The organism is Candidatus Caldatribacterium sp. SIUC1 (assembly GCF_051549785.1).
GTDB lineage: Bacteria > Atribacterota > Atribacteria > Atribacterales > Caldatribacteriaceae > Caldatribacterium.
In genome coordinates, this window is record NZ_CP189974.1 from 778,197 (window position 1) to 801,520 (window position 23,324).

The following is a 23,324-nucleotide window of genomic DNA, read 5'->3' on the forward strand; positions in this document are numbered from 1 at the left end:
TGAGGGGGTTATCAGGCATGAAGTTGGATCTTGAGATTATGGATATCGAGTATGGCATGACGGAACGAATTCGGGCGATGCGAGAGGAGCTCCTGAACACTATCCCCCAGGTGTGTGTGGAAAGAGCTCGCATTTATACCCAGGTTTATAAGGAGAATGAGGCAGATCCACCGATCCTTAGGCGAGCTAAGGCTCTGGCAAAGACTCTTGAAGAAATGAGTATCTTTATCTATCGGGACGAGCTTCTTGTGGGGAACCAGGCTTCAAAACCACGGGGTGCACCTATTTTCCCTGAATATTCTTGGGACTGGATAGTTGACGAGATTGATCAATTCCATCTGCGTAAGGGCGATGTTTTCCTTGTTGATGAGGAATCGAAGAGAATTCTCCTAGAGGAGGTTATTCCTTACTGGAAAGGTAAGACCTTGTATGATCGCGCTATCCGAATCATCCCACCTTTTGTCCTTGAGGCACAGAAGATAGGGGCAATATCTGGCAGAGGAAATATAACTTCTGGAGATGGTCACATTATCGTAAATTTCCCGAAAGTTTTGGAAAAGGGTCTTGGAGGACTTCTGCAAGAGGTGAAGGAAAGAAAAGAGTCTTTGGAACCCAATGATCCCGAGTTTGTTCGGAAAAGTTTGTTTTATGATGCTGTGACGATTGCTCTCCAAGGGGTGATCCATTTTATTGAAAGATATGCCCAACTTGCCCGGCTCGAGGCCGAAGTTATTGAAGACTTGCAGAGAAAGAATGAGTTAAAGAATTTGGCGAGGGTACTTGAAAACATTGCCCACCTTCCACCTTCGGATTTTTACGAGGCGCTTCAGCTTGTCTGGTTTGTACATCTTGTGACCCAAATAGAAAGCAATGGGCATTCCTTCTCCTTGGGGCGCCTCGACCAGTATCTCTACCCTTACTGGAAGAAAGACGCAGAGCTGGGTCGCATTGACCCCGAACAAACCGTTGAACTTCTTCAAAATCTTTTTGTGAAGATGTTTACTATCAATAAGATTCGGCCTTGGGCGCACACACAGTTTGGCATCGGCTACACAACGTATCAGAATGTTACTATTGGTGGCCAGGATCGCCTGGGTCGTGACGCTACAAATGAGCTGACCCTTTTGATTCTTAAAGCAGTCGGAGGACTGAGGCTCACCACGCCAAATCTTTCTGCTCGTTACCATGCTTCTTCTCCAAGGTTTTATCTTGAAGAATGTGCAAAGGTTATCCGGCTTGGTTTTGGCATGCCTGCTATGAAAAACGATGAAATTATCATCCCGGCTCTTATGGACAAAGGAGCAACTGTTGAGGATGCTCGAGATTACGCTATAGTGGGTTGTGTAGAGGCGGCTGTGCCCGGTAAGTGGGGGTATAGAAACACAGGCATGGCGTTCCTTAACGTTTTAAAGGTTCTTGAGTTGACTCTTTACGGGGGAAAATGTCCAGAGCGCGGTGTTTGTCTCTGCGCAACAAAGTTGCCCCAGGAGTGCTTAACCTTTGAAGAGTTTTACGAGGAATTTAAAAAGCAGCTGGCCTTTTACACTAGATGTGAGGTGCTTATGGATGTGGGTGCAGACACAGCCTTAGAAGAGCTTGTGCCTGATGCTTTCTGTTCCGCGTTGGTTGAGGATTGCCTTGGACGTGGCAAAAGCATTAAGGAAGGAGGAGCAGTGTATGACGTTATCAGCGGGCCTTTCTCTGGCTTGGCTAATGCTGCGAACAGTCTGGCTTCGATAAAGAAGCTCATTTACGAGGAAAAGTCTGTCAGCTGGGAAGAATTGCTGTCCGCTTTGCGGGAAGATTTTGAAAGTCCCAGAGGACAGTTCCTCCGCAAGAGGATTCTTGAAGAAGTTCCCAAGTATGGGAATGATGATGATTATGTGGATGAACTGGCTCGAAGAATTATGGAAGACTATCTCAGCGAGTTACGACAATATCGCAACACTCGCTATGGACGAGGTCCCATAGGCGGTAATTATTGCGGTTCTACCTCAAACATATCGGCAAATGTCCCTCTGGGGATGGCAGTGGGTGCCACTCCTGATGGAAGGAAGGCCCACGAACCCATTGCTGAGGGTGTCTCTCCTTTTTATGGTACGGAGAAAAGAGGACCTACCGGTGTCCTAAAATCTGTGAGCAAACTTCCAACGGTGAAGATGATTGCCCAACTTCTAAACCTCAAGTTCACGCCCTCAGTCCTGGCTACCGAGGAGGGCTTGCGAAAGCTTGTTGATCTCATTGTTACTTTCTTCCGTGATTTGAAGGGATGGCATGTCCAGTTTAATGTTATTGATGCTAAGACGCTACGGGAAGCACAGAAAAACCCGGAGAAGTACTGCGATCTCATTGTGAGAGTAGCTGGTTACAGTGCTCTTTTTATTGCCCTTGACCCGAGGACCCAGGAAGATATTATTCGTCGCACCGAACATTCTCTATAGTTTCGGGTGATCGTCTTGAAGAAACACTATGCCGTAGGGATTGATATTGGCGGCACCAAGCTCCGTTTGGGTCTTGTAAGTGAAGAGTTGAGCATAGAACGGTGTTTCATCACCCAGGAACATCAGTATTTTGCACCACTGGAGTTAGCCAATTTTGTAGCAAAATCCCTTGCTCAGCTTCTTGAGGGACAGGAAAATGTGTTGGGTGTGGGGGTTGGATACCCTGGCCCGATCTGGTTCACGCAAGGGTGTACTTTCTCGTATTCGAACCTTCGTCACGAGGGATGGGAGAAAGTTCCGCTGGCGAAGATGATAGAAGAAAGGGTGGGGTTTCCTGTACTTGTAGATAACGACGCTAATCTTGCAGGGCTTGCGGAGGTTCGTCTGGGAGCAGGGAAGGAGTACCGGGATGTTGTGTACATCACCATAAGCACGGGTACAGGAGGTGCCATCTTCTTCAATCGACAACTGTACCGCGGTTTTTTGGGAAGCGCAGGGGAATTTGGCCACATGGTGGTGGACCTTCGTGGGCCGCAGTGCAAATGTGGGAACAGAGGATGTGTTATGTCTCTCCTTTCTGGTCTCGGCCTTGAGAAATTCATCCGGGAAGAGCCCTCTTGCAGGTTCCTTTTCCAAGATGGAAATAGAGAGGAAGATTGTGTTAAGAAGTTTGTGGAACTTGCGCAGTGTGGAAACCCCTCTGCTCTGAGAGCTATGAAACCCCTGGTTGAGTATCTTTGCATTGCCTTTCTTAATGTCGTTCATATTCTTAACCCTGAGGCCATAGTTGTTGGTGGAGCCTTGGGGAAAGCACTTCTGGCGCTCTTCCACAAGGACATTAGGGAGTACTTAAGTACCCATTTACCGAAGGAGGTGGTGGAGAGAACGGAAATTCGAGAAGCAAAACTGAATGATTGGAATGGAGTTTTAGGTGGTGCAATACTTGTGTTTGAGAGTCTTGCGGCATCCGTGTGATAGGATCCCTTAGTAGAGTACTGGGTATTACTCTGAAGGAGGAGGGAAACGATGAGGAAGTTTGTCGGTCTTGGGATAACTCTGTTGCTTGGAGCCTTGTTCCTGGGGTTGGTGGGGATAGCCTTAGCTCAGGAGAAGGAAAACGAGTTCATCATCTTCCACTATTGGACAGCCGGCGGCGAGAAAGAAGCGATTGATGCCTTATTTGAGCTTTACCAGAAACGCAACCCCGGGGTCAAGATCGTAGAGAATCCTGTGGCAGGTGGTGGGGGAGAAACAATGCTTGCGGTACTTATGAGCAATTTGGCTGCTGGGATGCCTCCCGACTCGTTCCAGGACCACCAGGGCAATCAACAGAAAGATTACATTGATGCTGGTTACCTTGAGCCAGTCGATGATATTTGGGCGGAAGCAAACTTCGAGGCTCGTATTAACCCCATGTGGATTAAGACTCTGAGGTTCGGTGGGCACGTTTATTCAGTACCAATCAACGCTCATCGTACAAATTGGTTGTGGTACAACAAAAAAATTTTTGACGAGCTGGGTATCAAGCCTCCTGAAACTTATGACGAACTCCTTGAAACTTGCAAAAAAATTAAGGAGGCAAAGCCCGACATTTCTCCACTGGCTTTAGGGACGAGGGAAAAAGTTTGGTCCACATACCTCTATGACATGGTTCTCCTCACCACTGGTGGCCCCGATTTTTACGAGCGGGCTAATACTGGTAAGATTGATTTCCGAAACGATCCTACCTTCCGGAAAGCGATGGAACGTTACGCTGCCCTTATTCCATATATTTACCCGTGGCATGCTACAAAGAGCTGGGACGAGGCAGGGGCACTTTTAAAGACCGGTGAAGCGGCCATGTACTGGATGGGGGACTGGGTGCTAGGTTATTACTTGAGCATTGGTATGCAGCCCGAGGTGGATTTCAGCGCTACTGCTATTCCCAAAGATATCTGGATGGGTCATGCTGATACCTTCCCGCTCCCTAAAGGTGCGCCTCATCCCAATAATGCTCGGGACTGGATCAGAATGTGTACTACTCCTGAAGCTCAGAAAGCCTTCAATCTCATCAAAGGCTCAGTAACAATTGTAAATGATGTGCCTCCTGATGTATATCCTGACCCTTATCGCCAGAGAAGTGCTAATGACCTCCGCACTCTTCGGGCAGTGTGTGATGGTTTCCACGGAGGCATGATTACCCCAGCTTTTGGGAGTGAGCTCATGGATATCCTCACAAGGTTCCTTGTCGACCAGGATGTAGACGCTGCTATACAGGCTATCGCTGAAGCCGCTGAGAGAACGAATCTCGCTGAAGCCTGTAGCTGGTTCTGGGAACAGTAGTCTTTCAAAGTAGCCCTCCCCTCGCGAGGGGAGGGCTACTTTTTAAAAGCGAGGGGACAAGGCGTGAGGTATTACAAGTTTCAGGGGTTTGCGTTTCTCATTCCTATCCTGGTTATTATTGGCATCTTTTACGCCATGATCGTCTGGGATGTGTTTGCTGCCTTTACTCACTGGCAGGGTTTGCAGCCAACGTGGAGGTTTGCGGGACTTTATAATTTCCTTCGTCTCTTTCAGATGAGCAGATTCTGGGTAAACCTTAGGAATAACCTTCTGTGGCTTCTCCTTTTTATCGCCCCGACTTTTCTGACAGGCTTTGTTCTTGCCTATCTTATTACCAACTTGGGAAGAGGAGAAGCAATTCTCCGCCAGATTTTTCTCTTCCCTATGGCTCTCTCCTTCATCATTACTGGAGTTCTGTGGGCATGGATGTATGACCCGAGTTCTGGGGTTATCAATTCGGTTCTCAAAGCTTTCGGTTTCAACACCTCGAAGTTGGGGTGGATTGCTCTTCCCAAAACGGCCATTTATTGTATGATTGTTGCCGCTTTCTGGCAATATCTGGGGTTTGCTTTGGTCATCTATTTGGGAGCCATAAAGGGCATACCTTATGAGATGGTAGAAGCAGCCAAAGTGGATGGAGCTTCTCATTGGACTGTTGCCTTTCGCATCATTTTTCCTAACCTGGGGCATGCTACCTTAATCTGCACCACCATGCTGGCCATAACAACGGTGAAGGTCTTCGACCTTGTCTGGGTGATGACGAGAGGGGGTCCTGGGGTGAGCACAGAAATACTCCCTTACCTTATGTACCGCCTTGCTTTTGACTCGAGGGATCTCGGGATGGGTGCGGCTACGAGTATCGTCATCCTCCTTTTCTCTGCAGCTATGGTCATTCCCTATTCGCTCTGGGCTCTGAATAAGTGGGTGAGGACATGAAGGAACGATATTTCCTTCTGATTACCGGTTTGCTCGTAAGCATTCTGGCAGTGATCTGGATGGTCCCCATCTACGCTTTAGTTACCACCTCTCTGAAAACTCAGGAGGAGGTAGCCCTTCAGAAGTACCTCGGTCTCCCTCGAAGCCCTCAGTTTTCCAACTTTGGGAAAGCCTTTAACGCTCTTAAAATAGGCCTGAGAAATAGCCTTGTTATCAGCCTTTCGGCAACGTTTCTTTGTATATTTGTAGGGTCCCTGGCGGGCTATGCCCTGACGGGATTTAATTTTCGGTTTGCAACACCACTTTTCTTCCTCATCGTCGTGGTTACTTTCCTTCCCTATCACGTCATTCTGATTCCTATTACCCAGTTCCTTAAAACTCTGGGGCTTTTAAATAGCTATGCTGGTTTGATTCTCATCTACGTGGTACTCAATGCGCCAATGGCTACTCTTATAACCGGTACCTTTTTCATGAAGATTCCCCCTGAGCTTGAGGAAGCTGCTATTCTTGATGGTTGCAAACCTTTCCGGTACTATCTGAGAATTCTTGTTCCGGTTTCCCTCCCCGGTCTTATTTCGGCAACCATTCTGGTTTTTATTCAGATTTACAACGAGTTCCTGCTGGGCATTGCCTTGACTCGCGGCCCCAATGTGAAACCGGTCATGCCTTTCCTCGCGGAGCTCAAAGGTACACAGATTGCTCAGTGGCACATCCAGATGGCTGGTGCGGCTATCACCTCGGTAATTCCTGTTCTGGTTTTTATCTTCCTGGGACGGTACTTTATATCCGGTCTTATGGCCGGGTATGGGAAAGGATGAGAAAGGAGGCAGGCCAATGGCTACTCGAGACAAGGTCAGGGTCTTGTTTGTGGGGGAAACGTGGATTGTTTCCAAGTTCCACATCAAGGGCTTTGACGTGGTGCCCTTGGGAGGTTATGAAGATTTCTCTGTGTGGTTCCAAAAGGGACTTGGTACCTATCAGGATCTCGAAGTCTTTCACATGCCCAATCACATGGCCATGGGGCTTTTCCCCAGTACTCTGGACACCTTGAGGGAGTACGATGTTCTTGTGCTCAGCGATGTAGGAAGGAACACCCTGACCTTCTACCCCGACGTTTTTCGGGTTCCTATGGGAACAGACCGTCTGACCCTGATAAGAGATTTCGTACAACAGGGTGGGGGTCTTTTGATGTGCGGGGGCTGGATGTCCTTCCAGGGCTTCAAGGGTATGGCGAATTACCATGGGAGCCCTGTTGAGGAAGCTCTGCCAGTCTCTCTCTGCGAAGGTGATGACCGGGTTGAGACACCGGAGGGTGTGAAACCTGAGTTCGTTGTCGACCGCCATCCTATTGTGGAGGGAATACCCAAAGATTCCTGGCCTTTATTTTTGGGATACAACCGCCTCCACACTAAGGAAGGAGCTACGGTTCTTGCCAGGGTTGGCAGCGATGCCTTTATTGTTGTTTGGGAGTATGGAAGGGGAAGAGCTATGGCCTTTGCCTCTGACCTTGCACCCCACTGGGGAAGTGCTTTTGTGAACTGGGAGTACTACCCGAAATTTTGGTACCAGAGTATTCAGTGGTTGGCAGGGAAGTGTTGAAAAGTGGTAGTAGGAAAAAGGAGTTCTGGAGTCAAGGGAATTGTTTTTGATATTCAACATTTTTCTGTGCACGACGGGCCGGGAATAAGGACAACTGTGTTTTTGAAAGGATGTCCTTTAAGGTGTCTTTGGTGTCACAACCCGGAGTCCCAAAATCCTCAACCTGAGATCGGGTTTTCTTCCCAGAAGTGCCTTTCCTGCGGGATTTGCGAGGAAATTTGTCTTCAGCGTGCTTGTAGTCTCGAAAATCCCTATCGGGTGGATCGTAAGAAATGCAATCTTTGCGGGATATGTGTTCAGCACTGTCCCGCTTCTGCACTAAGGATTATCGGGCGGGAAGTCTCTTTGGAGGAAGTTGTGGCGGAGGTAATGCAGGATGAGGCCTTTTACCTCCAATCTGGAGGGGGGGTTACTATTTCCGGGGGAGAACCCCTCTATCAGCTCGACTTTACCCATGCTCTGGTGAAGTGTTTCAAAAGACTCGGGTACCACGTAGCGTTCGACACTTCCGGGTATTTTCAAGGGAACGAGGAAGATGCGAGAATTCTTCTTGATCTCGCTCAGAAGGTGGACTTAATTCTCTATGACCTGAAGATTATGGATAGCCAGAAGCACGAAAGATACGTAGGTGTTCCTAATGTCACTATCCTTGAAAACGCCTATGTTCTCGGTATGCGCTATCCCGATAAAATACTCTTTCGTTATCCTCTCATTCCTCAGATCAATGATTCAAAAGAAGATTTCGAAGCATTGAGGGACTTTCTCTCCCGCTTGCCGAGGGCACGACTTGAAATACTGCCCTATCATCGCCTGGGTTTGGGAAAGTATGCTTTAATCGGTCGGGAATATGAACTTGAATCCCTTCCTCTCCTCGAGGAGAGGAAGGTGTCTTCTTTGAAAGAAATTCTTTTTGGCTTGCCCGGCGTTGTTCTTGTTGGCGAGAGGTAAGGGCTGTCTAATCACTACTTTCACGCTTTCGGCAGGGGAACGTAGTATCCCACCTGGTGTAATCCAAGAAGCCGTTCTTTTGCTGCAGACTGGGAGGAGAGCTTCCGGCGGAGTTCTCTTCTTCTCCCATAGATTCCGGAGAGGAGCAGGGAGAAGTACGCATTAGACGAGGGTGAGGAGGAGACGCTTGTATCATGAGGGCCTGGAGAGGACGAGTACCGGAGATCGAAGCCGATCCGGTGGTTCTTAAAATCCCTGAACCCTCCTTCAATGTCCAGAAATAGCAATACACTCGAAAGGGGCTTTCCAACCTCTCGGGGGAGTTGGTAGCACGGAACCGGTGTTCTTCCTGGAAGGGGAAAAGCAAAGACTACGGAGGAGGTGCTGGACCTTCTGGTGGTAAAAGACGGGACCAAAGTCCAGGAACCCAAGGCAAAGGGGGAAATCGGTGGGCCTTTCCATGAAGTGCTCTCCCTGAGCGAAAGCGTGGGCAGGTGCTCGGACAATGTCCGAGAACTCACGTGCTCAAGGGCATGCAGGAACCGTGCTCGTCCAAATCCCTAGTCCGCAAGGAGCACCACTTTCCGGTCCTCTGGGAGGAATTCCCGGAGTTTCTCCAGAAAGGCTTCTTCCTCTTCGCTTTGACCCAGTGGGAGACTCCCCTTGGCTGTCACCTGCCACAAGATAGGATAGCTCTCTAATCACAGAGCACGTGAGCCGGAGGAGGTGGTGCCGTCCATCGTGGAGATCAGTCCAGTCCAGGGGGCCGCGAAGAGAATCTCCCATTTCCCGGGAGACTGCAACCGATGCTCGTCTATTGCCCAGGAAGTGATCCACTTACTTGATCCGGTGCTTGGGATACACCTTTCCGGGAGTGCCTCGGGCAATGACAAAGACCCCTCTCCGGGACTACATGAGACCCCGGACGAGAACAGCCAGAGTCTTCCCCTGGATTAGATAAGTTCACAGAGATCTGCAACAGGTAGGGTAGACCAAAAGGAGAGAGACCTGTATACTAACTTAGTGTCGAAAAACCCAAAAGAAGAAAGACTCTGCACCTCTATGAAGAGTAGCACAAAGGGAACAAGGATTCTTCAGGCATATTCTGGAGCATCCATGCACCTTTTGAGCTTCCCCACGAGGAATGCCATTGCCAAGCTCGCTCAAGTCCATGGACTTTCCAAGAAGGCCAGGATTCGCCTTGAAGTCCTCGACTTTGCTTTAGCCCCCACCCTGTGGCCGTCACCTGTAAAAGATAGGCATAGCCCGAAGCACCTACTACCGGTGGAAGAAAAAGTTCAACCCCAGAAACCTCCAAAGCCCGGAAAGATAGGTCCAGAAGATCCAAAAAGATCCGGAGGCCTCAGTGGACCTCAGAGCTTGTGGAGGGAATCCAAAGACTCCGGGAGGAATTCCTGCTTCTTCGAAGGCAAAGCCCACCATCCTCCTCAGGAGAGAGGGTTTCACTGCTTCTTCCTCCACCGTGGGGAGAATCCTCAGGTATCTCACAACCCATGGTCTTTTGAGGGAGAGAGAGACCGAGGAGGGTTGCTGCTCCAAAAAGCCCACGGAGGAATCAAAGACCCCATGCCCAGAGAAAACCTCAAGACTCTGAAGGTGGCATCTCCCGGAGACCTCATTGCCATCGGTACCTCAGGAGTCGTCCCCTTCCTGGGAAGGTGCATAAGCAATTCACCGCCGGAGACCTTATCTCCAGGTGGGCCTATTCCTCCCTCCATTCTCAAGCCACGGAATCTTCCCAGGGTGTTCCTCGAGGAACTCCGAAAGGTACCCCTTTCCGGTACGGGCCAGGAGTACTGGAGGGAGTGAATGCTACGGGGAATTTGAGGATCCTCGCAAGGAATACGGTATCAAGCTCTTCGTCCTTCCCCCAAGGTATCCCACATCCGCGGAATGGTGGAACGGCTCAACCGGACCTTCCGGGAAAGTTCTCTCTGTCCTACGAGGAGGAGGTGGATCTTGACACCATGAATTTCCACCTCAAAAGGTGGACTGAAAAGGTGTATAATCGGAAAAGACCGCACTGGAGCTTGGGAAGAGGAGCCTTGGGAGGAGCTGAGAGACACTGGACTTTCCGAGTGTCCCACATGATGTGGACCTCTACACCCCCTTGCAAAAGAACAGGAAACCGAGTAAAATACCACTTGCCCTGTTGGGCAAGCACCTTGACAAGTGAATACTGTCTGGGGAAAGCATCCTGCCAGAGTGCAAGGTTTGCGGTCAAGTTACAAAGGGCACACGGTGGATGCCTTGGCGCCAGGAGGCGATGAAGGGCGTGGCGAACTGCGATAAGCCCCGGGTAGCTGTAAGCAAGCGATGATCCGGGGATTCCCGAATGGGGCAACCCACTGGGGCAAACCCCCAGTATCCTCCGCAAGGAGGAGGCGAACCGGGGGAACTGAAACATCTCAGTACCCCGAGGAAAAGAAAGCAACAGCGATTCCCCAAGTAGCGGCGAGCGAACGGGGAAGAGCCCAAACCCAGAGAGTGCCAAAGCCCCTGGGCGTTGCTCTCTGGGGGTAGCGGGACGGAGAAGGGCCAAGCCAGGGTGCGGCCAGAGAGTGACAAAGAAGCGTCCGAGCCGAAGAGGACTGGAAAGCCTCGCCAGAGAGGGTGAGAGCCCCGTAGGCGAAGGACGGCTTCCTCTCGGTTCTCCGCTCCCAAGTACCACGGTCCACGCGGAATTCCGTGGGAATCCGGGAGGACCACCTCCTAAGGCTAAATACTCCCTGGCGACCGATAGTGCACCAGTACCGTGAGGGAAAGGTGAAAAGAACCCCGGAAGGGGAGTGAAAGAGAACCTGAAACCGTGTGTCCACAATACGTGGAAGGACCATGGAGGAGACGTAGTCTCCTCCGGTTCGACTGCGTGCCTTTTGGAGAATGAGCCGGCGAGTTACGGAGGCTGGCAAGGCTAAGCACCTAAGGTGCGGAGCCGGAGGGAAACCGAGTCCGAACAGGGCGCAGAGTCAGTCTCCGTAGACCCGAAGCCAGGTGATCTACCCATGGCCAGGGTGAAGTGGGGATAACACCTCATGGAGGCCCGAACCGGTGTGGGTTGCAAACCGCTCGGATGAGCTGTGGGTAGGGGTGAAAGGCCAATCAAACCTGGAGATAGCTGGTTCTCCCCGAAATAGCTTGAGGGCTAGCCTCCGGTGGTGAGGAGAGGGGGTAGAGCACTGGATGGGCTAGGGGGCTTACCCGCCTACCAAACCCAACCAAACTCCGAATACCTCTCCTTGGAGCCGGGGAGTCAGACCGCGGGGGATAAGCTCCGTGGTCAAAAGGGGAACAGCCCAGACCGCCAGCTAAGGCCCCCAAATGCAGGCTCAGTGGGAAAGGTGGTGGCGTTGCTGAGACAGCCAGGAGGTTGGCTTAGAAGCAGCCATCCTTTAAAAAGTGCGTAATAGCTTACTGGTCTAGCGACGCTGCGCCGAAAAATTCTCGGGGCTCAAGCCTGCTGCCGAAGCTGCGGAATCAGGGTGACACCGTCGCCCTGGTTGGTAGGGGAGCGTTGGGTAGGCCGTTGAAGCGGGACCGTGAGGACCCGTGGAGGTATCCCAAGTGAGAATGCCGGCATGAGTAGCGATAAAGAGGGTGAGAATCCCTCTCGCCGTAAGCCTAAGGTTTCCTGAGGAAGGTTCGTCCTCTCAGGGTAAGTCGGATCCTAAGCCGAGGCCGAAAGGCGTAGGTGATGGGCAGCCGGTTGATATTCCGGCACTACCTGCCACCGTTTGAGGATGGGGGGACGCAGGAGGGTAGGCGAGCAGCCTGGAGGAATAGGCTGTCTAAGCCCGTAGGCGGAGGGAGGAGGCAAATCCCTTCCCTCGCAAACGCCGAGAGGTGATGGGGAGCCCCTACGGGGGCGAACTCGCCAATCCCCCACTGCCGAGAAAAGCCTCTCACGATGGGCGGCAGGTATCCGTACCGCAAACCGACACTGGTAGGTGGGATGAGTATTCCAAGGCGCGCGAGTGATCCCCCGTTAAGGAACTCGGCAATCTGACCCCGTAACTTCGGGAGAAGGGGTGCCCCGCTAAGGTGAGAAGCCCTGCGCTTCGAGCCTGAGGGGGTCGCAGGAAATCGGCCCTGGCGACTGTTTACTAAAAACACAGGGCTCTGCTAAGCCGTAAGGCGACGTATAGGGCCTGACGCCTGCCCAGTGCTGGAAGGTTAAGGGGAGGGGTTAGCCTGATTTCCTCAGGCGAAGCTCCAAACCGAAGCCCCAGTAAACGGCGGCCGTAACTATAACGGTCCTAAGGTAGCGAAATTCCTTGTCGGGTAAGTTCCGACCCGCATGAATGGCGTAACGACTGGGGCGCTGTCTCGACGGGGGGCTCGGCGAAGTTTCAATGCAAGTGCAGATGCTTGCTACCCGCGACTAGACGGAAAGACCCCGTGAACCTTTACTGCAACCTGATATTGCATCCGGGTGTGTCTTGTGCAGGATAGGTGGGAGGCGGAGAAGTGGGGGCGCCAGCTCCCATGGAGCCACCCTTGAGATACCACCCTTGACATATCCAGATGCTCACCTGCGGGAGTCACCCTCCCGAGGGACAGTGTCAGGCGGGCAGTTTGACTGGGGCGGTCGCCTCCTAAAAGGTAACGGAGGCGCCCTAAGGTTCCCTCAGCACGATTGGAAACCGTGTGGTGAGTGTAAGGGCAGAAGGGAGCCTGACTGCGAGAGGGACGCCTCGAGCAGGGACGAAAGTCGGGCCTAGTGATCCGGTGGTGCCGTGTGGAAGGGCCATCGCTCAACGGATAAAAGGTACTCCGGGGATAACAGGCTGGTCTCCCCCAAGAGTCCACATCGACGGGGAGGATCGGCACCTCGATGTCGGCTCGTCGCATCCTGGGGCTGGAGCAGGTCCCAAGGGTTGGGCTGTTCGCCCATTAAAGCGGTACGCGAGCTGGGTTTAGAACGTCGTGAGACAGTTCGGTCCCTATCTGTCGCGGGCGCAGGATACCTGAGGGGAGCTGTCCCTAGTACGAGAGGACCGGGATGGACGGACCTCCAGTGTTCCAGTTGTCCTGCCAGGGGCATCGCTGGGTAGCTGTGTCCGGAAGGGATAAGCGCTGAAAGCATCTAAGCGCGAAGCCCACCCCAAGATGAGGTATCCCACTGGGTCAACCAGGTAAGACCCCGGGGAGATGACCCGGTTGATAGGCCCCAGGTGGAAGGGTGGCAACACCTTGAGCCGAGGGGTACTAATCGGTCGAGGACTTGACCGCAAAGGCTTCATCGCAGGATGCTTCCCCAGGGAGAAAGGTCTCCCGGTGGCCATAGCGGAGGGGAAACACCCGGAACCATTCCGAACCCGGAGTGGGTACCCCAAAAAGTCGCAGGACTTTTTGGGGACCCCGCGTTAAGCCCTCCAGCGCCGATGATACTGCTCTTGAAAACTGGGCGGGAAAGTAGGACGCTGCCGGGAAAAGAAAAAACCTGGGAGGGTAACACCTTCCCAGGTTTTTTTGTGCTCTGGGGTCGAGGGGCTTTATCTTTGGCCTTTTTGAGGAGTGTGGTACAATAACTCTTGACACCACCAGTAAGGAGCGTCGGAGGGTATGTCTGGACATTCAAAGTGGGCTCAGATAAAACACAAAAAGGCAAAGACTGACCTTGAGAGGGGAAAGGCCTTCTCCAAGCTCATCCGCTTGATCACCGTTGCGGCCCGCCAGGGTGGCGGCAATCCTGAAAATAACCCGCGCCTGCGCCTCGCCATTCAGAAGGCCCGAGAAATGAACATGCCTCAGGAGAACATCGAGAAAGCCATCAAGAAAGGCACCGGAGAACTTGAGGGCGTGGCTTATGAAGAAATCGTCTATGAAGGGTACGGTCCAGGAGGAGTGGCCATCATGGTGGAGGCCACAACGGACAACCGAAATCGCACCACCGCTGAGATCCGGCACCTTTTCAGCAAACACGGTGGAAGCCTCGGAGAGACGGGTTGTGTGTCCTGGGTTTTTGAACGAAAGGGACTCATAAGCTTTGAGAAGCACAAGGTCGACGAAGAAATGGTCATGGCTGTGGCTATCGACGCAGGGGCGGAGGACATTCGCTCCACAGAGACCACCCTTGACGTCATCACCACCCCTGAGGATTTCGAGCGGGTCAAGGAGGCCATCGAGAGAAGTGGTCTGCAGTACGCCGTTGCCCAGGTCACCATGGTTCCGAAGACCACGGTGAGCGTTGAGGGGAAGCAGGCGCAGCAGGTACTCTCTCTGATTGAAGCCCTGGAAGACCACGACGACGTCCAGGAAGTGTACGCGAACTTCGACATTGCGGATGAGCTCCTTGAATCCCTCAAGAGTTCATGAGAATACTCGGTATTGACCCGGGTATAGCCCTGACGGGCTTTGGGCTTCTTACGGTCGAGCGCGGGGATCTACGTTTGCTCCATGCAGGCTGTATCGCCACGGCGCAGGATCTCTCTGTGGCAGAGAGGCTGCGATTGCTTTTTGAGGACCTTGAAACACTCTTTACCCTGTACACCCCTCAGGAGGTGGCGGTTGAGGAGCTCTTTTTCAACCGCAATGTCAAAACGGCTTTCTCGGTGGGAGCGGCGCGGGGCGTGGTGCTCCTTTGCGCTGCGTTCCACAGAGTTCCGGTGTACGAGTACACCCCTCTTGAGGTCAAGCAGGCAGTTGTGGGATACGGTCGAGCGACAAAGCCCCAGGTGAACTACATGGTGCGCCAGATTCTCCGCTGTGACGATATTCCCGGACCTGACGACGTGGCCGATGCGCTGGCCGTTGCAGTATGCCATGCCTTCCACCTGAGGATGCGCAATGTTTGAGTACCTTCGGGGAAAGGTGCAGAAAAGGGAAAAAGATGGGTGGGTGCTTGAGGTAGGGGGATTTGGTTTCCGACTCCGGGTGACCCCCTTTGCGCGGCCGGGAGAAGAAGGCGAGGAGCGGTGTTTTTTCATTCGCTCTTTTCTGCGGGAGAGTGGGGAATTTGTGCTCTACGGGTTTGAGGAGGAGGATGAGCGCAGGATTTTCGATAGCCTCCGGGAGGTTCGGGGCATCAACCACCGCACCGCCTTCAAGATTCTCTCGCGTCTCCACTGGAAAGACCTCGTGCGTTGCGTGCTTGAAGAGGATACCCAGGAGCTTGAGGAAAGGGCGGGACTGAGCAACAAAACCGCAAGGCGCCTTGTTGTGGAGCTTCGGCCCCTGCTCCTTGAGGCAGGGTTTGCGGCGGATTCTCCTCGGGGGGCAGTCTTTGAGGAAGCAAAAGAGGTACTCTTCCGCCTGGGGTACACGCCTCAGGAGATCAACCGGGTTTTCGCGGTGCTCTGGCAGGATGTAGCGCGCAGGAACATGGATGTCGAGGAGGTTATCAAGCAGGCACTTGCGCGGTTGGGGGGACGGGGATGAGGCGAGATGACGAAGCTCTGCGCCCTCGGTCGCTTGATGCATTCATCGGTCAGAAAACCGTGGTGGCGCATCTTCGGGTCTACATTCAAGCGGCCATCCTGCGTAACGAGCCTCTGGACCATGTGCTCTTCTACGGCCCTCCGGGTCTTGGAAAAACTACTCTTGCCCACATCATCGCCCGGGAGTTGGGGCGGGATATCCGCTGTTTCTCTGGTCCACTCTTCACCCGTCCCGGGGATCTCGCTGCAGCCCTCACCACCGTTGCCCCGTACGACGTGGTGTTCATCGATGAGATTCATCGCCTTCCCAGGCAATGCGAGGAAATTCTCTACGGGGCCATGGAGGATTTCACCCTTCATGTGCTCGTGGGCAAGGGTCCAGCAGCCCGGGATGTGGCGATTCATCTGCCTCCTTTCACGCTCATCGGGGCCACCACAAGGGTAGGGCTTCTCAGTGCTCCGCTGCGCAACCGGTTTGGCATTGTGGAACGTCTGGACTTCTATAGCGATGAGGAGATTGCTGCCATCGTCACAAGGGCTGCTCAGCTTCTGGGGGTGACCATTGAGGAGGATGCGGCACAGGCCATTGCCCGTCGTTCCCGGGGAACACCCCGGGTGGCGAATCGCCTGCTCCGTCGGGTTCGGGACTTCGCCGAGGTCCTCGGTCAGAAACACCTTGACTGTAGCGTTGTCGAGCGGACTTTTCGCGAGCTTGAGGTCGACGCCTGGGGACTGACCAAGATGGACCGGGGTTTTCTGCGGGTACTGTGCGAACAGTATGCCGGGGGTCCGGTGGGGATTGAGAGCCTTGCCTTGGTTCTTGGGGAAGACCCGGATACCCTTGAAGAGGTCTACGAACCCTTTCTCGTGAAGATGGGCTTTGTGGCGCGAACAAGACGTGGAAGGGTGCTCACGCCTTCAGGGAGGGAATACCTGAAAAAGGTGGTCCTCCATGAGGGGTAAGCTAGCCCTTCATACCTGCTGTGCTCCCTGCGCCACCTACGTCAACCGGTTTCTCGAGGAGAGAGGTTTCGTGGTGGTCAACGTTTTCTACAACCCCAATATCCATCCTTTTGAGGAGTACGAGCGGCGCCGAACGGTGCTTGAGGAGTATCTCCGGAAAACCCAGGGCATTCTGTTCGTCCCCTTCCCGTACGATCCCCGGGAATTCTTTGCGCTCTCTGAGGGCCTTGAAAAACGCTGTTCTCTGTGCTATGAACTCCGTCTGCGAAAAGTAGCTACCTGGGCAAGGGAGCAGCATTTCTCGGCCTTCAGCACGACGCTGACCATAAGTCCCTATCAGGATGTGGCTGCGATTTTGCGTTGTGGGGAACGGGTTGGGGAAGAAGTGGGTATTCCCTTTGTGGGCGCTGACCTCCGGAGTGGTTTTGCCGAAAGTGCCCGGATGAGTAAAGCACTTGGACTGTACCGCCAGAAATACTGCGGCTGTATTTTCAGTCTCTGGGAAGGGGTGAAAAAGAGGATATGGAAATCTCTTACTGGGCAAAGGTCTTCATCATCGTAGGGTGTATTTTTGTGCTCGTAGGTCTTTTCCTCCTTGCCCTCCCCCACATCCCGGGTCTGAGCCGCCTTGGGCGTCTTCCGGGGGACATCGTGTACCGGCGGGGGAACGTCGTTTTCTACTTTCCCTTAATGACGTCGCTTCTTCTGAGCCTCCTTCTGACGCTCATCCTCACTCTCGTTCTGAGGCGGTAAGATGCAGCGCGTACTCTTCCTCTTTGTCCTTCTCGTCCTCGGAGTGGTGTTCTGGGGGATTGCGGGAGCGAAGGACGTTGAGGTTCGGGTTCTCCTTGTGCGTACCAGGGACGAGGTGTGCCTTTCCTCTCCCTCAGGACTTGATGTCCGCGTAAAACAGCGGGCTTTTGTCGCTTCGCCTGGTCGTGTCCTGCACTTTTCCCCCAGGGAGGGAGTTATCCTCTGGCAGGAGAAAAACCTCGCCGGGACTACTTTCGTTGTTCTCCCCCGGGGGGAATGCATCTTCCTGGGAAATCGACCGTACCGGGGGCGTCTGGAACTCCGGGAACGGGGCGGGCAGCTCGAGGTCATCAACGTTCTCCCCCTTGAGGAATACCTGAAGGGTACGGTGAAGCTCGAAGCCAGTCCCAGCTGGCCTGAAGAAGCCCTGAAGGCGTATCTTGTCGTTGCCCGGACCTATGCCCTCAAGAACCTTGGGCGCCACAGGGAAGAGGGGTTTGATTTCTGCACTACCGTGCACTGCATGAGGTACGGAGGTGTCTTTGCCGAGGACCCGCGAACCAATGCGCTCGTAGAGAAGACCCGGGGAATCATCGTGACGTACCAGGGGAAGCCGGCGTCGGTGGTGTTCCACTCAGAAAGCGGCGGATACACTGATAGCGCAAAGAATGTCTGGGGAAAAGATGTCCCCTACCTTGTGGAGGTCCCCTCGCCCTGGGAAAAAGACACGCCGCACGCTTTTTGGCAGGTGGTGGTGAGCCGTGAAGAAATCACGGAGGCCTTGCGAAGGCGGGGGTACATCCAGGGTGAGGTCCTGGACCTTGAGTGCCGGAAAAGCGAAAAGAGCGGCCGGGTGGCCTCGATCCTTGTTCGGACTGATCGTGAGGAAGTGGAGCTTTCCGCAAATCGGTTCCGGGAGGCTCTGGGAGTGGATCGTCTCCCCAGCACCTTCTTTGACCTTCTCAGGGAACCTGCTGCAGCGCAGCCTCAAGAGGAGGTGCCTCTTCAAGACCCGGAAGGGGAACGCTTCATCGATTACAAGGCGTGGATGGGAAAGGACTGGAACCTTGACGATATCATCACCTTCTTGAAGCTCCGGGAAGAGGAGCGGAGGCGGAAGAGGGAAGCTCAGAGGGTTTCCTCTTTGCCGGGCACCCAGCCGAAGAAACGTCCAGTATGGCAGGCTTCCGATGCCTTCACGTTCGTTGGTCGGGGCTGGGGTCATGGTGTAGGGCTTTCCCAATGGGGTGCCGTGGGCATGGCGAAAGAAGGGGCAAGTTTTCTTGAAATTCTCCATCACTACTTTCCCGGGTGTGAGCTGGGAAGGGCGGTTGTCCGGTGATGGACCTTCGAGAATTTGACTTCTTTCTCCCCGAGGAACTGATTGCTCAGGAGCCGGTATTCCCCAGAGACACCTGCCGCCTCATGGTGCTCCGAAGGAAAGACGAGACCATTGAGCACCGGATATTCCGGGACATCGTCGAGTACCTCGAAGAGGGGGATGTCCTGGTGTTCAACGACACCAAGGTCCTTCCAGCTCGTCTCTTTGCCCGGAAAGAGGACACGGGGGGTAAGGTTGAAATGCTCTTTCTGGGCGAGCGAGAAGGGCGCTGGGAGTGTCTGCTCTCCTCATCACGTCTTCGCCCCGGTCAAATTCTCGCTCTCGTGGAGGACCCTGCCTTTCGTTTTCGCGTTGAGGAGCGGGGGAAGGAATGGTGGTATCTCACCCCCCTTTTCCCCTGTGAGGAAACCGAATCAGTGCTCTCCCGTTTCGGCCACACGCCAACTCCCCCCTATGTGAAGCGGAAGGATATCCCCCTTGAGGCATACCAGACGGTGTATGCCCGGGTTCCCGGTTCCGTGGCGGCGCCAACTGCAGGGCTCCACTTCACGGAAGAGCTCCTTAAAGCACTGCAGCAGAAGGGCGTGGAACAGGTCATGCTCACTCTGCACGTGGGCCTTGGAACCTTCAGGCCGGTGAAGACGGAGAGGGTGGAGGACCACAGGATGCACGAGGAGTGGTTTACTCTGCCTGAAGAGAGCGCGCAGAAAATCCGGAAAGCCAAGAGTGAAGGGAAACGCGTGGTGGCTGTGGGGACGACCACCGTTCGGGCTCTGGAGAGCGTGGTGCGGAAGACTGGATCGATTGAGGCTTTCTCGGGAACCACGGACCTCTTCATCTACCCTGGATGTTCCTTCCAGGTCGTCGATGCCCTCATCACCAACTTCCATCTCCCCCGCTCAACCCTCTTTCTCCTCGTGTGCGCTTTCGGGGGAACGGCCTTTGTGAAGCGGGCGTATGAGGAGGCCATAGCAAAGCGGTATCGCTTTTACAGCTTTGGCGATGCCATGCTCATCCTGTAGGACGTGACGGAGGTTTCCCGTGGAGCATTTCACTGTTCTTGCTGTTGACCCGCGCTCAAAGGCCCGCCTTGGGGTGCTGAGAACCCCCCATGGGCAGGTGGAGACGCCGGTCTTTATGCCCGTGGGGACTCAGGGGACGGTGAAGGCCATGGCCCCTGACCGCCTGAAGGCCTTAGGGGTGCAGATTTTTCTCTGCAATGCCTACCACCTGCACCTTCGTCCTGGAGAGGAACTCGTGCGAGAAGCGGGGGGATTGCACCGTTTCATTTCCTGGGACGGAGCGCTCCTCACCGATAGCGGGGGTTTCCAGGTCTTCAGCCTTGCGCAGCTTGTGCGCATTGACGACGAGGGAGTGAGCTTTCGGTCTCACCTTGATGGGTCACTCCACCGCTTCACCCCGGAGCGTACCATACGGATTCAGGAAACCCTGGGGGCGGATATCATCATGACGCTCGATGAGTGTGTGGGGTTTCCGGCCTCTTTTGAGCGGGAGCGAAAGGCTGCGGAGCGAACGGTTCGCTGGGCCCGGCGCTGCCGGGAGGTTTTTTCAGGGAAGGGACAGCTCCTTTTTGGCATCATCCAGGGAGGGATGAACAGGGACCTTCGCCGGTTCTGTGCCCAGAAGATTGTCGAGATCGGCTTTGACGGGTACGCCATTGGGGGCCTGAGTGTTGGGGAGCCAAAACCGCTCATGTACGAGATGATTGAGGTGGTTGAACCGTTCCTTCCCGAGGATCGTCCCCGGTACCTCATGGGTGTGGGGCATCCAGGGAGTATCGTGGAAGCGGTGCTTCGGGGGATCGATATGTTCGATTGCGTGCTCCCCACCCGGAATGCCCGAAATGCCTGCCTTTTCACCTCCCGGGGAAAGATGAACGTCGACCGGGCAGAATTCGCCCGGGATTTCCGCCCTCCGGATCCCCTGTGTACCTGCTACACCTGTCAGAATTTCTCCCGGGCCTATCTCCGGCATCTCTTCAAAGCGGGAGAGATTCTTGCGGCCGAGCTCGCCACTATACACAACCTGGCTTTTATGGTAAAGTTAATGGCGGACATCCGGAGGGCCCTCAAAGAGGGGTGTTTCCTGGAGTTTGCCCGGGAATTCCTGGCCGTGTACGGAGAGACTCCCTGAAGGGGACAAAGGGGTGATAGAGGTGAGTGTACTGTTTTCCGTAGCCTTTGCCGCACAGGAGGTGGCTTCGTCTCCTGCGCCAGCGCCGCAACAGGCTGCACCAAACGTCTTTGCCCAGCTCCTTCCTCTCATTTTCATCGTCGCCATCTTCTACTTCCTCCTCATTCGTCCTCAGCAGCAGCGACAGCGCTCTCAGCAAGAGCTCTGGAAAAGCCTCAAGAAAGGAGATCGGGTCGTCACCATCGGAGGCATCCACGGTGTGGTGACCCAGGTCGATGAGGATGAGGTGGTTCTTGAGGTTGCCAAGGACGTTCGCATCCGCTTTTCAAAGACAGCCATAGCAGCAAAGAAGTAAGAAACGCAGAAGGAGGGTCCTGGATGAGACGGCGGTTGCTTCCGTGGAGATTTCTTGTCGTTCTGGGGCTTGTCGCTCTGTCGGTGTTCGTCGTGTTCCCGGTGAGAGGACGGATTCGCCTCGGGCTTGACCTCCGTGGAGGGTCGCATATTCTCCTTGAGTGTGTGGACACCCCTGAAGCCCCGGTGGATGAGGATGCGGTGCGAAGGGTGGTGGAGATCATCCGCAACCGTATTGACCAGCTTGGTGTTGCCGAGCCCGTTATCGCCCGCCAGGGAGAGCGGCGGGTCCTGGTACAGCTTCCCGGAGTGACCGATCCCCAGCGGGCGGTGGAGATTATCGGGAAAACGGCGCTTCTGGAGTTCAAGGATGAGCGGGGAGAAACAGTCCTCACCGGAGCCCACCTCAAAAACGCGCAGGTGCAGTTCGACCGTCTTGGTCGGCCGGTTGTGGCCATTTCGTTCGACAGCGAGGGGGCAAAACTCTTCGCCCAGGCAACCACAGCCAATGTGGGGAGACCCCTTGGGATTTACCTTGACGGAAAGCTCATCTCGAACCCTGTAGTGCAGGAACCCATTCTCGGGGGAGAGGCCCAGATCACCGGACGCTTCACCCTGGAAGAGGCCCAGAACCTGGCCATTCTCCTTCGGGCCGGCGCCCTGCCGGTGAAGGTCGAGGTCATTGAGAACCGCTCTGTAGAGCCGACTTTGGGGAGAGACTCGGTGAATGCGGGCCTGCGGGCAGCAGTCATCGGGGTCATTCTGGTTTTGGCCTTCATGGTGCTCTACTACGGGTCCTTTGGGCTTCTGGCGGACCTTGCCCTTCTGTGTTTCGTTCTCTTTTTCTTTGCGCTCTTTATTGGTCTTCGGGCGACGCTGACGCTGCCGGGAATTGCCGGGTTTGTCCTGACGGTGGGGATGGCGGTGGATGCCAATGTGCTCATCTTTGAGCGCATCAAGGAAGAGTACCGTTCGGGCAAAACCTGGCGGGCCTCTATTGATGCCGGGTTCCAGAAGGCTTTCCGGACCATTCTTGACGCCAACGTCACGACCCTCATCGCAGCGGTGCTCCTTTTCTCTTTAGGTTCTGGGCCCATCAAGGGGTTCGGGGTGACCTTGAGCCTTGGCATTCTCTGCAGCATGTTCACTGGGGTCTGGGTGAGCCGGGTCTTTGTGGACCTTTTTGCGGATCGTCTGAAGATGCGCGTCTGAGGGGAGGGTCATCGGTGGAATTCATTCGCGCCACGCACATCAACTTTATGGGAGTTCGAAAGGTTGCGTATGTTCTCTCCCTGGTACTTGTTGCCGTTTCCCTGGGAAGCATATTCTTTCGAGGGTTGAACTACGGTGTGGACTTCGCCGGAGGGACGCTTTTGCAGTTCCGCTTTGGTCGGGAGGTTACCACAGAAGAACTCCGGAGCATTCTGGGGTCTTTCGGCCTTGCAAAGAGTGTGATCCAGAGGTTTTCTCCAAACGAAGTGGTCATCCGGACAGCCAAACTCTCCCAAGAGGACCAGAGTCGCCTGAGCGCACTCCTTGAGGAACGACTTGGTTCGGCAGAGCTTTTGCGCATTGAGGACGTCGGCCCGGCGGTGGGGGCGGATTTGCGACGGATGGGCATTATTGCTCTTCTTGTGGCCATCGGAGGAATTCTGGTGTACGTGGCTTTCCGGTTCGAGTTCCGTCCGGCCGTCACCTCTATCCTCGCTTTAGCCCACGATGGGCTCACCGTTTTGGGGGTGGTGTCGCTCCTGCAGCGGGAGTTCACCATTCCCATCCTCGCTGCGGTTTTGACGATTCTCGGGTACTCCATTAACGACTCCATTGTCGTCATGGACCGGATTCGGGAGAATCTTCTGGGGAGGAAAAGGGGCGAGGAACTCGAGGAAATCGTCAACCGGAGCATCAACGAGGTCCTGTCCCGGACCATCAATACCGCCTTGACCACGGCTCTGCCCGTGTTCTCCCTCTTTTTCCTTGGCGGGAAGATGCTCCAGGACTTTGCCCTGGCGATTCTCGTGGGTCTTGCGGTGGGGACGTATTCCTCGATTTTCGTGGTGAGCGCTCTGTGGGTCGACTGGGAGAAGCGAAGCCCCCGTCGGAGGTAGGGTA

The 23,324-nt window shown here is 54.3% G+C and carries 22 protein-coding genes and 2 rRNA genes; 23 read left to right on the top strand and 1 reads right to left on the bottom strand.

What is annotated here, in order from left to right; genetic code table 11:
- Positions 1-17 precede the first annotated feature (17 nt).
- From ACP6EK_RS03900 to ACP6EK_RS03930, 7 genes are all read left to right on the top strand, one after another.
- On the top strand, positions 18-2,441 hold the full coding sequence (locus tag ACP6EK_RS03900; RefSeq protein WP_438318178.1) for a glycyl radical protein: 2,424 nt from the start codon (positions 18-20) through the stop codon (positions 2,439-2,441).
- A 15-nt stretch (positions 2,442-2,456) separates the two neighbouring features.
- The gene (locus tag ACP6EK_RS03905) at positions 2,457-3,416 is read left to right on the top strand and encodes an ROK family protein (protein ID WP_438318181.1); all 960 of its coding nucleotides are present in this window, start codon (positions 2,457-2,459) and stop codon (positions 3,414-3,416) included.
- 51 nt (positions 3,417-3,467) lie between these two features.
- Entirely contained in the window at positions 3,468-4,763 is a 1,296-nt protein-coding gene (locus ACP6EK_RS03910) for an ABC transporter substrate-binding protein (protein WP_438318184.1), read from the top strand.
- Between the two features lie 63 nt (positions 4,764-4,826).
- Complete coding sequence (locus ACP6EK_RS03915; RefSeq protein ID WP_438318187.1) at positions 4,827-5,699, top strand: carbohydrate ABC transporter permease; 873 nt, start codon at positions 4,827-4,829, stop codon at positions 5,697-5,699.
- Positions 5,696-6,517, top strand: coding sequence for a carbohydrate ABC transporter permease (locus ACP6EK_RS03920; RefSeq protein ID WP_438318190.1), 822 nt, complete (start codon positions 5,696-5,698; stop codon positions 6,515-6,517). The genes ACP6EK_RS03915 and ACP6EK_RS03920 overlap by 4 nt, the downstream gene beginning before the upstream one ends.
- Positions 6,518-6,533: 16 nt before the next feature.
- Positions 6,534-7,298 carry a glutamine amidotransferase gene (locus ACP6EK_RS03925; protein WP_438318194.1) on the top strand — a complete coding sequence of 255 codons (765 nt, stop codon included), beginning with the start codon at positions 6,534-6,536 and terminating at the stop codon, positions 7,296-7,298.
- 96 nt (positions 7,299-7,394) lie between these two features.
- Entirely contained in the window at positions 7,395-8,246 is an 852-nt protein-coding gene (locus ACP6EK_RS03930; protein ID WP_438318875.1) for a glycyl-radical enzyme activating protein, read from the top strand.
- A 560-nt stretch (positions 8,247-8,806) separates the two neighbouring features.
- On the opposite strand, the gene ACP6EK_RS03935 is transcribed toward ACP6EK_RS03930, so the two are convergent.
- The gene (locus ACP6EK_RS03935) at positions 8,807-8,929 is read right to left on the bottom strand and encodes a hypothetical protein (protein ID WP_438318197.1); all 123 of its coding nucleotides are present in this window, start codon (positions 8,927-8,929) and stop codon (positions 8,807-8,809) included.
- A gap of 46 nt (positions 8,930-8,975) precedes the next feature.
- Between ACP6EK_RS03935 and ACP6EK_RS03940 the strand changes: the two genes are divergently transcribed.
- The 16 genes from ACP6EK_RS03940 (at position 8,976) to secF (ending at position 23,320) form a co-directional block, all read left to right on the top strand.
- Positions 8,976-9,203: a hypothetical protein gene (locus ACP6EK_RS03940; protein ID WP_438318200.1), complete on the top strand. Its 228-nt coding sequence runs from the start codon at positions 8,976-8,978 to the stop codon at positions 9,201-9,203.
- A 630-nt stretch (positions 9,204-9,833) separates the two neighbouring features.
- Positions 9,834-10,076 carry a hypothetical protein gene (locus ACP6EK_RS03945; protein ID WP_438318203.1) on the top strand — a complete coding sequence of 81 codons (243 nt, stop codon included), beginning with the start codon at positions 9,834-9,836 and terminating at the stop codon, positions 10,074-10,076.
- A 409-nt stretch (positions 10,077-10,485) separates the two neighbouring features.
- A 23S ribosomal RNA gene (locus tag ACP6EK_RS03950) occupies positions 10,486-13,499 on the top strand.
- A 41-nt stretch (positions 13,500-13,540) separates the two neighbouring features.
- Positions 13,541-13,699 (top strand): 5S ribosomal RNA (rrf, locus tag ACP6EK_RS03955).
- A 133-nt stretch (positions 13,700-13,832) separates the two neighbouring features.
- Positions 13,833-14,585 carry a YebC/PmpR family DNA-binding transcriptional regulator gene (locus tag ACP6EK_RS03960; RefSeq protein ID WP_438318206.1) on the top strand — a complete coding sequence of 251 codons (753 nt, stop codon included), beginning with the start codon at positions 13,833-13,835 and terminating at the stop codon, positions 14,583-14,585.
- Complete coding sequence (gene ruvC / locus ACP6EK_RS03965) at positions 14,582-15,064, top strand: crossover junction endodeoxyribonuclease RuvC (RefSeq protein WP_438318209.1); 483 nt, start codon at positions 14,582-14,584, stop codon at positions 15,062-15,064. The genes ACP6EK_RS03960 and ruvC overlap by 4 nt, the downstream gene beginning before the upstream one ends.
- Entirely contained in the window at positions 15,057-15,647 is a 591-nt protein-coding gene (gene ruvA / locus ACP6EK_RS03970) for a Holliday junction branch migration protein RuvA (RefSeq protein WP_438318212.1), read from the top strand. The genes ruvC and ruvA overlap by 8 nt, the downstream gene beginning before the upstream one ends.
- A complete protein-coding gene (ruvB, locus tag ACP6EK_RS03975; RefSeq protein WP_438318215.1) occupies positions 15,644-16,609 on the top strand; it encodes a Holliday junction branch migration DNA helicase RuvB in 966 nt (321 codons plus the stop codon). Before ruvA ends, ruvB begins: the two co-directional genes overlap by 4 nt.
- The gene (locus ACP6EK_RS03980; RefSeq protein WP_438318218.1) at positions 16,599-17,171 is read left to right on the top strand and encodes an epoxyqueuosine reductase QueH; all 573 of its coding nucleotides are present in this window, start codon (positions 16,599-16,601) and stop codon (positions 17,169-17,171) included. Before ruvB ends, ACP6EK_RS03980 begins: the two co-directional genes overlap by 11 nt.
- Positions 17,132-17,362, top strand: coding sequence for a DUF2905 family protein (locus ACP6EK_RS03985; RefSeq protein ID WP_017889206.1), 231 nt, complete (start codon positions 17,132-17,134; stop codon positions 17,360-17,362). Before ACP6EK_RS03980 ends, ACP6EK_RS03985 begins: the two co-directional genes overlap by 40 nt.
- Position 17,363: 1 nt before the next feature.
- On the top strand, positions 17,364-18,704 hold the full coding sequence (locus ACP6EK_RS03990) for a SpoIID/LytB domain-containing protein (RefSeq protein WP_438318221.1): 1,341 nt from the start codon (positions 17,364-17,366) through the stop codon (positions 18,702-18,704).
- Positions 18,704-19,726 (top strand): tRNA preQ1(34) S-adenosylmethionine ribosyltransferase-isomerase QueA, encoded by a 1,023-nt coding sequence (queA, locus tag ACP6EK_RS03995; RefSeq protein WP_438318224.1) that lies wholly within the window; start codon positions 18,704-18,706, stop codon positions 19,724-19,726. The genes ACP6EK_RS03990 and queA overlap by 1 nt, the downstream gene beginning before the upstream one ends.
- A gap of 19 nt (positions 19,727-19,745) precedes the next feature.
- Complete coding sequence (gene tgt, locus ACP6EK_RS04000) at positions 19,746-20,858, top strand: tRNA guanosine(34) transglycosylase Tgt (protein WP_438318227.1); 1,113 nt, start codon at positions 19,746-19,748, stop codon at positions 20,856-20,858.
- A 22-nt stretch (positions 20,859-20,880) separates the two neighbouring features.
- Positions 20,881-21,213 carry a preprotein translocase subunit YajC gene (gene yajC / locus ACP6EK_RS04005; protein WP_438318230.1) on the top strand — a complete coding sequence of 111 codons (333 nt, stop codon included), beginning with the start codon at positions 20,881-20,883 and terminating at the stop codon, positions 21,211-21,213.
- 23 nt (positions 21,214-21,236) lie between these two features.
- On the top strand, positions 21,237-22,424 hold the full coding sequence (gene secD / locus ACP6EK_RS04010) for a protein translocase subunit SecD (protein ID WP_438318233.1): 1,188 nt from the start codon (positions 21,237-21,239) through the stop codon (positions 22,422-22,424).
- Positions 22,425-22,438: 14 nt separating this feature from the next.
- A complete protein-coding gene (secF, locus tag ACP6EK_RS04015) occupies positions 22,439-23,320 on the top strand; it encodes a protein translocase subunit SecF (RefSeq protein WP_438318236.1) in 882 nt (293 codons plus the stop codon).
- Positions 23,321-23,324: the final 4 nt, after the last annotated feature.

Bases quoted from the DNA above. Each gene is read 5' to 3' on its own strand.
- ACP6EK_RS03900 (WP_438318178.1), top strand. From the start codon at position 18: ATGAAGTTGGATCTTGAGATTATGGATATCGAGTATGGCATGACGGAA.
- ACP6EK_RS03910 (WP_438318184.1), top strand. From the start codon at position 3,468: ATGAGGAAGTTTGTCGGTCTTGGGATAACTCTGTTGCTTGGAGCCTTG.
- ACP6EK_RS03920 (WP_438318190.1), top strand. From the start codon at position 5,696: ATGAAGGAACGATATTTCCTTCTGATTACCGGTTTGCTCGTAAGCATT.
- ACP6EK_RS03925 (WP_438318194.1), top strand. From the start codon at position 6,534: ATGGCTACTCGAGACAAGGTCAGGGTCTTGTTTGTGGGGGAAACGTGG.
- ACP6EK_RS03945 (WP_438318203.1), top strand. From the start codon at position 9,834: ATGCCCAGAGAAAACCTCAAGACTCTGAAGGTGGCATCTCCCGGAGAC.
- ACP6EK_RS03960 (WP_438318206.1), top strand. From the start codon at position 13,833: ATGTCTGGACATTCAAAGTGGGCTCAGATAAAACACAAAAAGGCAAAG.
- ruvC (WP_438318209.1), top strand. From the start codon at position 14,582: ATGAGAATACTCGGTATTGACCCGGGTATAGCCCTGACGGGCTTTGGG.
- ruvA (WP_438318212.1), top strand. From the start codon at position 15,057: ATGTTTGAGTACCTTCGGGGAAAGGTGCAGAAAAGGGAAAAAGATGGG.
- ruvB (WP_438318215.1), top strand. From the start codon at position 15,644: ATGAGGCGAGATGACGAAGCTCTGCGCCCTCGGTCGCTTGATGCATTC.
- ACP6EK_RS03980 (WP_438318218.1), top strand. From the start codon at position 16,599: ATGAGGGGTAAGCTAGCCCTTCATACCTGCTGTGCTCCCTGCGCCACC.
- ACP6EK_RS03985 (WP_017889206.1), top strand. From the start codon at position 17,132: ATGGAAATCTCTTACTGGGCAAAGGTCTTCATCATCGTAGGGTGTATT.
- ACP6EK_RS03990 (WP_438318221.1), top strand. From the start codon at position 17,364: ATGCAGCGCGTACTCTTCCTCTTTGTCCTTCTCGTCCTCGGAGTGGTG.
- queA (WP_438318224.1), top strand. From the start codon at position 18,704: ATGGACCTTCGAGAATTTGACTTCTTTCTCCCCGAGGAACTGATTGCT.
- secD (WP_438318233.1), top strand. From the start codon at position 21,237: ATGAGACGGCGGTTGCTTCCGTGGAGATTTCTTGTCGTTCTGGGGCTT.